The following is an 11,496-nucleotide window of genomic DNA, read 5'->3' on the forward strand; positions in this document are numbered from 1 at the left end:
TCGCCGTGGCGGGCCGCTTGCGGTCACCGACATCAACGTCATGCTGGGCAAGGTGCAGCCGGAATTCTTCCCGAATGTGTTTGGCCCGGAAGGCAACGAGCCGCTTGACGCCGATGCGGTCAAGGCGGGCTTTGCCGACATGGCGCTTAAGATCAAGGACGCCACCGGTCAGGTGCGAACACCTGAAGAAGTCGCCGAAGGGTTCCTTCGCATCGCGGTTGAAAACATGGCGAACGCGATCAAGCAGATTTCGGTTCAGCGCGGCTATGACGTGACCGATTACATCCTGCAATGTTTTGGCGGGGCAGGCGGGCAGCATGCCTGCCAGGTGGCTGATACGCTGGGCATGACGCGCGTGTTTGTCCATCCGTTTGCCGGGGTTCTGTCGGCCTATGGCATGGGTCTTGCCGATATCCGCGCGATGCGCGAACAGGCGGTCGAGGCGAAGCTTGAAACATCCGCCCTTGCAGGGCTGGATGAAAGCCTTGATGCGCTAGCCGCCGAGGCGCGTGGTGAGCTGCATGAGCAGGGCATTACTGATGCCAAGATCAGCATGCTTAAAAAGCTGCATCTGCGGTATGACGGTACGGATAACCCGTTGATCGTTGATTTCGGCGATGTTGCATTGATCAAGGCGCAGTTCGAAGAACAGCACAAGCAGCGTTACGGCTTTGTCATGGACGAAAAGCCGCTGGTGGTTGAAGCCGTCGCGGTCGAGGCGATTGGCGAAACCCAAGGCTTGCCCGATGCCGAAACCGAAGTTGCCAAGGATGGCGTCAAACCCGATCCGCTTGCCACCCGCAAGGTCGTGTTTGATGGCAAATCACAGGAAACGCCGTTCTATAAACGCGAAGACCTGAAACCGGGTGCCACCGTGCGCGGCCCGGCGGTGATTGTCGAGCCGGTCGGGACCACGGTGCTTGATCCGGGCTGGGAAGCCAAGGTCAATGGCCGGGATCATCTTGTTCTGACCCGTGTCGTGCCGTTGAAACGGTCGGAAGCGATTGGCACGCAGGCCGATCCGGTGATGCTTGAGGTGTTCAACAACCTGTTCATGAATATTGCCGAACAGATGGGGGTCACACTTGCCAACACGTCCTATTCGGTCAACATCAAGGAACGGCTTGATTTCTCGTGCGCGCTGTTTGATCAGGAAGGTCTTCTGATTGCCAACGCACCGCATATGCCAGTCCACCTTGGATCGATGGGTGAGTCTGTTCGGGCGGTTATGGAAAACAATGCCGGGAAAATGAAATCCGGCGATGTTTACATGCTGAACGATCCCTATAACGGCGGTACGCACCTGCCCGATATCACGCTGATCACGCCGGTCTTTGGCGATGATGGCAAGGAAATCCTGTTCTATGTCGCATCGCGTGGTCACCATGCCGATGTTGGCGGGATCACCCCGGGCTCAATGGCGCCAAATTCCCGTATTCTTGAGGAAGAAGGCGTTCTGATCGACAATTTCAAACTGGTCGATCAGGGCAAGTTCGATGAAGCCGGCCTGACCGCCCTTCTGGAAGGTGCGAAATATCCGGCGCGTAACCCGTATCAGAACATCGCCGATCTGCGCGCACAGATTGCCGCCAATGAAAAAGGCGTGCAGGAACTGCGCAAGATGGTCGATCACTTCGGGCTTGATGTTGTGCATGCCTATATGGGCCATGTGCAGGACAATGCCGAGGAAAGTGTTCGTCGTGTGATCGATGTGCTCAAAGACGGCGAGTTTTCCTATGAAATGGATAATGGCGCGGTGGTGAAAGCCAAGGTCACGATCCATAAGGAAACCCGTTCGGCGACGGTTGATTTCACCGGGACGTCCGATCAGCTTGATAACAACTTCAACGCACCGTCTGCGGTGACCCGGGCGGCAGTACTTTATGTCTTCCGCACGCTGGTTGATGATGACATTCCGCTGAATGCCGGGTGCCTGAAGCCGGTCAATCTGATCGTGCCGGAAGGCTCGATGCTCAACCCGCGTTATCCGGCCGCCGTTGTTGCCGGGAACGTTGAGACATCGCAGCATGTCACCGATACGCTGTATGCCGCCCTTGGCGTGATGTCGGGTGCGCAGGGCACGATGAACAACTTCACCTGGGGCAATGATACGCACCAGTATTATGAAACCATCTGTGGCGGTACCGGTGCGGGCCCGGATTATGACGGGACGTCGGGTGTGCATTCGCACATGACGAACTCGCGTCTGACCGACCCGGAAGTCCTTGAATGGCGCTTCCCGGTTCTGCTCGAAAGCTTTGGCATCCGCAAAGGGTCCGGCGGGGCAGGCAAACACAAGGGCGGGGATGGCACGGTTCGCCGGGTTCGCTTCCTTGAAGAAATGACCGCATCGATCCTGTCCAACCACCGTCGCGTCCCGGTTCAGGCCGTTGGCGGCGGGGAGCCGGGCAAGCTTGGCCGCAATGCGATTGAACGCACCAACGGCACGGTCGAGGAGCTTAAGGGCACCGATGGCGCCACCATGTATCCCGGTGATGTCTTCATCATCGAGACGCCGGGTGGTGGCGGTTACGGCAAAGCCTGATCACAATACAATACTCAGAGCCGACAGGACATCCGGGAACACCCGCCCCTCATCACGGGGTGTTCCCGACAGGGTGTTACTTGTCAGACTTGCAGCCGCCGGGAGACCGGCGGCTTTTTTATGAATTCCAGACATTGGCATTGAGATGCCGGATTAAATGAACAATGATTGGAAATCCGGACGACCCGCAATCGGGTGCCGGACCATCAAATAGCCCCCGCAATATTGGATGGGATAGATCACTGTGAAGTTTCTGATTTTGAACCAGCGTTATGCGGTTCTGGCTGGTGTGACGCTTTTGACGGTTGCCTCGTTGATCTGTGCGGCCTTGGTCGATGTCTGGTTCTGGGTGCCGGTGGTGATCTTTGGCGGGTTGATGGTGGTGGGCTGGTTTGATTTGCGCCAGACCCGGCATTCGATCCTGCGCAACTATCCGGTCAGTGGTCATATCCGGTTTATCCTTGAAAGTTTCCGCCCGGAAATCCGGCAATATATGATCGAAAGCGATCAGGACGAGGTGCCGTTCAGCCGCCAGTCGCGCGGGCTTGTCTATCAGCGCGCCAAGGGGGTCGAGGACAAGCGCCCGTTTGGCACGATCGAGGAAGTGTATAGTTCCGGCTATGCGTGGCTGACCCATTCGGTTGCGCCGACCAGCATCACCGATATCGATTTTCGGGTTCGGGTTGGCGGGGCGGCCTGCAAGCAGCCCTATGACGCCAGCCTTTATAATATTTCGGCGATGAGCTTTGGCTCGTTATCGGGCAATGCCATTCTGGCCCTGAACAAGGGGGCGAAAAAGGGTGGCTTTGCCCATGATACGGGCGAAGGCAGCATCAGCCGCTATCACCGTGAAGGTGGCGGGGACCTGATTTATCAGGTGGCATCGGGCTATTTCGGGTGCCGCAATGATGATGGCACTTTTTCGGAGGAACGCTTTGCCGAAACCGCATCCAACCCGCAGGTCAAGATGATCGAGGTGAAGCTGAGCCAAGGCGCCAAGCCCGGCCATGGCGGCATGTTGCCCGCCGCCAAGATCACCCCGGAAATATCCGAGGCACGCGGCATCCCGATGGGGATTGATTGCATTTCGCCTGCCGCGCACAGCACGTTTTCAACCCCTGTCGGGTTGATGGAATTCATTGCCAAGCTGCGCGATCTTTCGGGCGGCAAGCCGGTTGGCTTCAAGCTGTGTATCGGGCATCGGCGGGAGTTCATGTGTATCGTCAAGGCGATGCTGAAAACCGGTATTCTGCCCGATTTCATCGTGGTCGATGGCAAGGAAGGCGGCACGGGTGCAGCCCCGGTTGAATTTGCCAACCGGGTCGGCATGCCGATGCGCGAAGGGCTGACATTTGTGCATAATGCCCTTCGGGGTGCGGGTGTTCGTGATCAGATCAAGATCGGGGCGGCGGGCAAGATCGTTTCGGCGTTTGATATTGCGCAGACATTGGCGCTGGGTGCGGACTGGTGCAATGCGGCGCGTGGTTTCATGTTTGCGCTGGGCTGTATTCAGGCGCAGTCATGCCACACCAACCATTGCCCGGTCGGCATTGCAACGCAGGACCCGCTGCGCCAGCGCGCCCTGAATGTCGGTGATAAAAGCGACCGGGTGGCGCGGTTCCATCATAATACCATGCATGCACTGGCCGAGATTACCGGGGCGGCGGGCCTGACTGATCCGCGCAATTTCATGCCCTATCACTTCATGGTGCGCCAGAAGGATAACGAGTTCCTTGATGGCAACGAAGCCTATCCTTACCTGCCCGAGGGGTTCCTTGTGTCCGGCGGGCCGGAGATCGAGGGGCTTCATGACTGGTATTCGCGCTGGGACCGGGCATCGGCGGAAACCTTTGCGCCCAAGGAAATCCCGTTCGGGCCGTTCAAGCGCCATGCGAATATCGCAGGGGAGCGGGCAGCTCAGTAGGAGGCATTAAGGCAGGAGGTATCCCATGGCCGTCAAACGCATCGTTTCGAACTTTGCCGTCGATGATATCGCAAAGGTCAGGGCGTTTTACGAGGATGTCCTTGGCCTTGACTGCGTGATGGATCACGGCTGGATCGCGACCTTTGCCGCCGAAAGGCAGAATGTCATGCCGCAGGTCAGCTTCGCGACCGAGGGCGGTTCCGGCACCCCGGTGCCCGATCTTTCGATAGAGGTCGATGACCTTGAGGATATGCTGGCGCGCGTGAAGGAAGCCGGTATCGGCATCGAATACGGCCCGGCGGTTGAGCCTTGGGGCGTGAAACGGTTTTATGTGCGCGACCCGGCGGGCAGGCTTTTGAACATTCTGTGTCACGTTTGAGGGGGAGAGCGAGGTGCCAGCCCTTATCGGGGGGAGTTTTTCTCGTTTCGGAGGCTTTGCCTTTTCTTTGCGTCTTCGAATAATCAATGTGGAAGTTGCGGTTGCTGTTGTCTCGCGGTTGCGGCTAAGGAACCGACCCCAAAGCCCAGGAACCATCCCACAAGGCTGAGCAGGGCAAAGATGATGTGGATCAGCACATCGATGCCTTTGCCGATCTGCAAGATTGCAGGTTTGTTGTTTTGAAGCAGAACAACACCAATCAGGACAAAGAGCATGATGCCGATTTCGTCAGATGCGTCCGCCTCTGTGCCGAAATAGGCCAGTGCACCCATTGAGGCTGCGGCGGCAACCGTGCCGACCTGACTTGCGATGAAGCTTGCCTTGTCCGCGATGGTTTGGGTTTTTTGCCATTCAACCCGCAAGGAGCCATGTGCGAACCAGCCCGCGATCCAGAGAACAAACTGCGTCGCCATTCCGGCGATGTTTACATACAGTTCGGAATGGTTGTCCTGTTCGCCGACTGCGGTGGCGTGCCATGTCAGGAAGGCGACGGCAATGGCAATTGCGCCTTCGAGGCTAAGTGCGCTGCTGACCAGAAGCAGGCGGAGCATCAGAAACACATATTTGACGAAATCAGTGCATGACAGGCCATAACCGGGATCGGTGATATCGACTTCGTTGGTTGCGATGTCGATGTTCGGGCCGCCGCTATGCACATGCCGGGCATAGGCATAGAAGGTTGCCTTCAGAAGCGACAGAACCTTTGGCCCGGTCGTCATGTCAGGGAACCTGAGATTGTATCCAGCCTGAACAGTTGCAGGCAGGTCAGCAATCATATCCTTCAGGATATTAAATAAATCGGTGCCGGGATTGTTACCCGTCAGACCAAAGCCATTGGTGTTATTGTCGCGCTGCCATTTCGCTATTGCCTTGATCAGGACTTCGGTGTCGGAAATGACGACGTCTGTTCGTTCAACATATGGCATTGCGATCTCCCGGGGAAATAGATGGGTATTGTGCCCTTGGTCAACGGAACTGCGCGGCAAAACCCGCGAGCCATGCCTCGAAACTGCTGGTGTCCACGGCCAGAAGGTCTTCTTTGGATCGGATGATTGTTTTGGGTGGCGGAAGGTAGTTTTGGCCATTTGCGAACAATATCGAGTTGGCGAGGTTTCGCATGGACGCCAAAAGTGTCTGATCGAGTTCGGACTGGACTTTGTCGGTTGCAAAAAGAGCCTTTTGTTCGACAAGGGCCTTGTTGTTTATGAAAGTCTGCCTTTCGCGCTGGAGGCTGGAAAAGAGCTGTTCCAGTGCGTTAAGAGACAGTTCAACCGCCGAGGTGGCCTGTGCCAGCGTCTTTGCGGCCTGTTCGGGGGAGGGCAATGCTTTGCTGTGGGTGGCAACGGATGCGTTGTCGAGTTCCGTCATCTGTGTTGACAGGCTGGTAAGGTTGCTATCGACACGCTTCTGCATGTCTGAAGTGAACAATTTCGTCGCAGAGCTTTTATAGTTGCTAACGATTGTCTGGAATGAGGTCGTCAGGTTCGGCATGCCCGCGCATCCATGAAAAAGATGGGTTTTCCCCCAGACGTGGACGATGCCAAATTGTGAAAACAGGATAGAGAGCGTCGCAGTATTTTTGCGAGCTATTGATAGTGGTTCGGGAAAGCCGTCCGTGCTTTGTCACGCAAGACGGGGGCATCACGCCGCCCGCTGCATCTCCACCGTCGGGATATCACGCCCGGGGATCGGGCCGGTGACGAGGAAGCCGAATTTGCGGTAGAACGCCTTGGCGCGTTCGTTATGGGCCACGACCGAGAGTTTGACGGTCGCGTGCGGTTTGCGTTCCGCCAGCGCATCAAGGGCGGCCATCATCAATGCCTTGCCCGCACCCAGCCCGTGGGCGGCGGGATCAACCATGATCCAGTCAATTTCCGGATTGTCGTGGATGACAATGACATAACCCAGCAGGTCGTCGCCCTGGGTTGTGACGATGACGCTGTGATTGTCGCTTGCAAGCGCGTTTTCAAACACGCCGGTCGACATATCGACATAGCGGGCAACCGTCGCGGTGGCCGCATCGCCCATGCCTTCGATGAAATAGGTTGAATCGGTTGCGCGCTTGGTCAGGTCGCGGATGAAGGGAAGGTCGTTGGCAGTGCCTTTGCGGATCTGCATTCTGGCGCTCGTTGTCTTTTTCTTGTTGGGTATCGGATCGCCGGGGCGATCATGGCGTCATACGTTTTTCGGGGGCGTCATACCATCGACCTGACCGGATGTCACTTCCTGCTTTGGTGTGTTCTGAGAATACAGCACACGCCTTAATGGTGGATTGCCGTATATCAACGCCTAAAAGCAGGGCCAGCCAGCCAGCCAGCCAGCCAGACAGACAGCCAGACAGACAGGCAGACAGGTAGGCGGGGCGCGCTATCGTTTTCGGTTTTTGTCGCGATACATTTCCTGATCGGCCATATCCATCATGGTTTCGAGGCTTTCCTTGATCGGGTCGAAGAAGACAGCGGCCCCGGCGCTTATTTTCGGGGTTTCGTGGATCGGCTTTTTTGATGACGGCACCACCAGCCTGACGGCCAGAAGCGCATTGCGGATGCGGGTGATGATGGTGGTCAGATCGCCGCGATTGCGCACATAACCCAGAATGGCAAATTCATCGCCGCCGATCCGCCCGCAAATATCAACCTCGCGGATGGAAGCGGTGATGGCGGTGCCAACGGCCTTGAGCGCCGCATCGCCCGCGGCATGGCCGAAATCATCGTTCCAGTGTTTCATGTTATCCAGATCGATAAAGATCAGGCCGATATGGTGGTGATAGCGTTTGGCGATGCGGATTTTCTGCTGGGCCAGCATTTCAAACCCGGCGCGGTTGTTAAGCCCCGTGAGCTGATCGGACAGCGAGATGCTGCGCATGATCTGGAACTGTTCATACAGCCGAAGGTCGGCTTCGATCAGGTCGCGGATGGTTTCGATCAGTTTTTGCAGGGTGTCGGAATATTGGGTTGGTTTGCAGTCAAACACACAGATCGTGCCAAATATCGTGCCGTTCGACCAGGTGACCGGAACCCCGAAATAGGAACAGAAGCCGTCCTCCGTCAGTTCCGGGTTGTCGGCCCACTCGGGTTTGCCGCGCGCGTCGGGCTCATAGAAGGTGCCGCTTTGTGCGATGACCTGACGGCAGAAAATATTGGTATCAAGCCCGGTGATCGGGGTTTTGCGCCCGGCATAGGGATTGGTGTCGTTCTGGCTGGCGATGACGGAGCGGTACCCGATCCGGTCATTATATTCGACAATAAAGCCCGCGGTTGCGCCCAGAAGTTCGGTCATCAGATCAACCGCACGCTGCCACTTTTCGAGTGACGGTGCGATGGCATCGTCATCGACAAGCCAGTCGCGGGTCTTGAACTGCACCATATCCTGACGTCCCCGGTCCCTCCATTTCCCTGATGGTGCCGGTCTTTGTGCGCCAAATGACGTGACCAGACGTTTCAGGGGTCCGTTCTTTTCATATTTGTCCGTTTCGTGCGGAGAACAAGCTGTCATGACTGTCATTTATCCCCAAAAGCCCCTGAGGGCGCAGGACGAGGATCGCCGCCAGAAGCCCGAAAACCGCCACATCGCGATAGGCCCCGCCGAAATATCCTGACCATAGCGTTTCGGTCAAACCGATCATTAACCCGCCCAGCCACGCACCGCGCATCCGTCCAATTCCCCCGAGGATGGCGGCAGTCAGTGCCTTGAACCCGAAAAGCGTACCACTGTGAAAATTAATGACCCCATAACGAAGGGCCAACATTGCGCCGGTTAATCCGCATAAAAATCCTGCCAGAACAAAGGATTGGGATTCAGTGCGCGAAAGAGACACCCCGCAAAGCGCCGCCCCCAGACGATCCTGGCTGATCGCGCGCCAGTTCCGGCCAAAGGCGGTTTTGCCCATGATCCAGACCAGAACACCCGCAACCAGAACCGCCCCGCCGATGGCCAGCATATCGAACCCGTGCAGGCGGACGACGAAATGATCGCCGCGCAACAGCGGCACGGAAAATTGCCAGATCGGCGGCAGGTTGAAATTGCGCGCCGATATGACAATCCGGATAAATTCCTGAATGACCAGAACACAGCCAAGCGATGCAACAATCATCGCCCGCCCGCCAGCGGCCTTTCGGCCAAGGGGCCCGAACACATTGCGCCATGTCAGGTGGCTTAACCCCGATCCGACAAAGGTCGCCATCATGACGGAGCCGACCACCATTACCGGGATCAGCCAGCCGACCATGCCTGATATCCACAGGCTTGTGATGATGGTGCCAAGGGCGGCCGTCATCACCACCTCGCCAAAGGCAAGATTGATCCGCCCGATCAGGCCATAGATCAGGGTAAAGGACAGGGCCAGCAGGCCGTAAATCGCCCCGCGCGCCAGACCGCTTAGCACCAGTTGGGTGGCATAGGCCGCCGGCAGACCGATATCGGGCACATCGGCACGCAGGCCGTGGCTTTCGGGATCGATATAGCTTTCGAGTGCGGTGCGCCCGACCCGGTCAATCCAGAACCGTTTGAGCAGAACCATATGCGCATCGGACACCGGGCCAAGGCGAGTTGTTTCAATCGCATAAAGGTTGGTTGGCGTGTTGGGCCTGGTCGCGTCCTCGAAATGGCAGGTGATGGCGTGGGTTTCGGTCGAGGGCAGGGGGATTTCGCCCGGTTCGAGCAACTGATAGCGGAGCGTGATCGTATTGCCATCAGAGGTTTCGTCAAAGCGGGTGACAAGACGGATCTGTTTATCTTCGTCCTCGATCCCCGGCAGGGCCAGACGGCAGATATTGAACTGATAGGGATCGCGCGGCGCGCAGGAAGTCAGGAGTGCGGCCAGAAGTGGCAGCAGCCAGAAAACGCGATGAAGATGCCTTGACCCTGATCTGGTGTTCACCGGTTGCTCCGGCTTGCCCTTGATCACCTCATCCTCGTGCGATTTGGGTGTTTTTACAAGTGCTTGGTGTTGTTGTGAGGGCACGGGACGAAATTTCGCCCCTTTTGGTTGCGATCAGGGGTTGGTCGTGCTGAACTTGAGCAATGACGACGGATTTAACCAAAGCCCGAAGATGGAGACGCCCAAATGGCAGACGTGATCGACTACAAAATCCATGGCGAGGAAATGCAACTGGTCGAGATCGAACTTGATCCGGGCGAGGGGGTGCGGGCCGAAGCCGGGGCGATGATGTATATGTCGGACGGTATTGCCATGCAGACCGGCACGGGCGGCGGGATTTTTTCCGGCTTCAAGCGGATGCTGACCGGCGAGGGGTTCTTTATCACCAGTTTCGTGCATGAAGGATCGGGCAAGGGGCATGTCGCCTTTGCCGCCCCCTATCCGGGCAAGGTAGTGCCGATGAATTTGCCGGAACTGGGTGGCGAGATCATTTGCCAGAAGGATGCGTTTTTATGCGCGGCATCGGGCATTGATATCGATATCGCCTTTTCCAAGAAACTCGGCGCGGGGTTGTTTGGTGGCGAAGGCTTTATCCTTCAGCGGTTGAGTGGTGACGGGCTTGCGTTTGTGCATGCGGGCGGCACGATCATCCGCAAGGATTTGCAGGCAGGTCAGACATTGCGCGTGGATACCGGCGCACTTGTCGCCATGACGCCATCGGTTGATTATTCGATCAAATTCATTGGCGGCTTTACCAATGCGCTTTTCGGCGGCGAGGGGCTTTTTGTCACGACCCTTGAAGGGCCGGGAACGGTGTGGTTGCAGACATTGCCGTTTGCAAGGCTGGCGGATCGCATCGCGGCGGCCCTGCCCAAGGACCGCAACAAGGGTTAGGAAGCGGTTTGCGCAACCAGTTCGCGCATCCAGCCCAGAAAAGCATTGATCTGTTCCTGCCGGTGGCTGTTTGACCGGCAGGACAGAACATACCCGCGGTCCGATCCCAGCGTGACATCGCCAAGGGTGACGAGCTGCCCGGTTTTAAGATGCTGCTGCAAAAGGGCGGTCCAGCCGAGCGCCACACCCTGCCCCGACAGGGTTGCCGACAGGACCAGCAGATAGGTATTGAACCGGTGGCCATAAAGCGGCCCGGTTTCCCGAACCCCGGCAGTGCGCAGCCAGCTTTCCCAGTTAAACCAGCGATAATCGATTTCATCATCGAGATGGATCAGCGGATAATGCCGCAGGTCGGCGATGTTTTTCGGATGGCCGCGGGCCTCAAGGAACGCCGGGCTGCAAACCGGGGTGACCTGTTCGGGGATCAGCATCACGTCTTCGGGGTGGCAGTTCCCGAACGAGATTTCGATATCGATATTCTGGTCGGCGGCGAAATGCCCGGTCTGATTGGTGACGACATTGACCTCGATATCGGGATGGCGGGCGATGAATTCCGGCAGATGCGGCATCAGGATGAAGGAGGCAAAGGCGAAATCGGTTCCGACACTGAGCCGGGCGGATCGCCTGGTTTTGATCCGTTCCACCGTGCGGTCGATCTGCCCGAAGGCCACCGAAATGCAATCAAACAGTTCCTGCCCGGCGCGGGTCAGCGACACGCCGCGATGCTTGCGGCGAAACAGCGGATGGCCAAGCTGTTCTTCAAGGGCGGTGATCTGATGGCTGACGGCGGGCTGGCCGACGCCAAGTTCGCGCGC

Annotated in this window: 10 protein-coding genes; 4 read left to right on the forward strand and 6 right to left on the reverse strand. The window is 57.4% G+C overall.

The annotated features are described in order from the left end of the window. The 3 genes from TH5_RS24565 to TH5_RS24575 all read left to right on the forward strand — a co-directional run. The coding region (locus TH5_RS24565) for a hydantoinase B/oxoprolinase family protein (RefSeq protein WP_114124071.1) at positions 1-2,545 on the forward strand (2,545 nt) is incomplete at its 5' end. A 244-nt stretch (positions 2,546-2,789) separates the two neighbouring features. Continuing rightward, complete coding sequence (locus tag TH5_RS24570; RefSeq protein ID WP_114124072.1) at positions 2,790-4,469, forward strand: FMN-binding glutamate synthase family protein; 1,680 nt, start codon at positions 2,790-2,792, stop codon at positions 4,467-4,469. 25 nt (positions 4,470-4,494) lie between these two features. Then, a complete protein-coding gene (locus TH5_RS24575; RefSeq protein ID WP_114124073.1) occupies positions 4,495-4,848 on the forward strand; it encodes a VOC family protein in 354 nt (117 codons plus the stop codon). An 83-nt stretch (positions 4,849-4,931) separates the two neighbouring features. Here TH5_RS24575 and TH5_RS24580 read toward each other — a convergent pair whose 3' ends face one another. The 5 genes from TH5_RS24580 to TH5_RS24600 all read right to left on the reverse strand — a co-directional run bounded on the left by TH5_RS24580 (position 4,932) and on the right by TH5_RS24600 (position 9,787). Beyond that, a complete protein-coding gene (locus TH5_RS24580) occupies positions 4,932-5,834 on the reverse strand; it encodes a hypothetical protein (protein WP_114124074.1) in 903 nt (300 codons plus the stop codon). A gap of 40 nt (positions 5,835-5,874) precedes the next feature. After that, a complete protein-coding gene (locus tag TH5_RS24585) occupies positions 5,875-6,399 on the reverse strand; it encodes a hypothetical protein (protein ID WP_147250183.1) in 525 nt (174 codons plus the stop codon). Positions 6,400-6,549: 150 nt separating this feature from the next. Then, positions 6,550-7,026 carry a GNAT family N-acetyltransferase gene (locus tag TH5_RS24590; RefSeq protein WP_114124076.1) on the reverse strand — a complete coding sequence of 159 codons (477 nt, stop codon included), beginning with the start codon at positions 7,024-7,026 and terminating at the stop codon, positions 6,550-6,552. A 249-nt stretch (positions 7,027-7,275) separates the two neighbouring features. Then, positions 7,276-8,403, reverse strand: a complete 1,128-nt coding sequence (locus tag TH5_RS24595; RefSeq protein WP_244205031.1) for a sensor domain-containing diguanylate cyclase — start codon at positions 8,401-8,403, stop codon at positions 7,276-7,278. Beyond that, positions 8,366-9,787, reverse strand: a complete 1,422-nt coding sequence (locus tag TH5_RS24600; RefSeq protein WP_147250184.1) for a branched-chain amino acid ABC transporter permease — start codon at positions 9,785-9,787, stop codon at positions 8,366-8,368. Before TH5_RS24600 ends, TH5_RS24595 begins: the two co-directional genes overlap by 38 nt. 186 nt (positions 9,788-9,973) lie before the next feature. Between TH5_RS24600 and TH5_RS24605 the strand changes: the two genes are divergently transcribed. After that, the gene (locus tag TH5_RS24605) at positions 9,974-10,681 is read left to right on the forward strand and encodes a TIGR00266 family protein (RefSeq protein ID WP_114124079.1); all 708 of its coding nucleotides are present in this window, start codon (positions 9,974-9,976) and stop codon (positions 10,679-10,681) included. Here the strand turns inward: TH5_RS24605 and TH5_RS24610 are convergent. Continuing rightward, the coding region (locus TH5_RS24610) for a LysR substrate-binding domain-containing protein (protein WP_114124080.1) at positions 10,678-11,496 on the reverse strand (819 nt) is incomplete at its 5' end. The genes TH5_RS24605 and TH5_RS24610 overlap by 4 nt on opposite strands.

It is taken from the genome of Thalassospira xianhensis MCCC 1A02616 (genome assembly GCF_003326475.1).
Lineage (GTDB): Bacteria > Pseudomonadota > Alphaproteobacteria > Rhodospirillales > Thalassospiraceae > Thalassospira > Thalassospira xianhensis.

Excerpts from the sequence above, each read along its gene's own strand:
- TH5_RS24575 (WP_114124073.1), top strand. The coding sequence starts at position 4,495 with ATGGCCGTCAAACGCATCGTTTCGAACTTTGCCGTCGATGATATCGCA.
- TH5_RS24580 (WP_114124074.1), bottom strand. The coding sequence starts at position 5,834 with ATGCCATATGTTGAACGAACAGACGTCGTCATTTCCGACACCGAAGTC.
- TH5_RS24585 (WP_147250183.1), bottom strand. The coding sequence starts at position 6,399 with ATGCCGAACCTGACGACCTCATTCCAGACAATCGTTAGCAACTATAAA.
- TH5_RS24590 (WP_114124076.1), bottom strand. The coding sequence starts at position 7,026 with ATGCAGATCCGCAAAGGCACTGCCAACGACCTTCCCTTCATCCGCGAC.
- TH5_RS24595 (WP_244205031.1), bottom strand. The coding sequence starts at position 8,403 with ATGACAGCTTGTTCTCCGCACGAAACGGACAAATATGAAAAGAACGGA.
- TH5_RS24605 (WP_114124079.1), top strand. The coding sequence starts at position 9,974 with ATGGCAGACGTGATCGACTACAAAATCCATGGCGAGGAAATGCAACTG.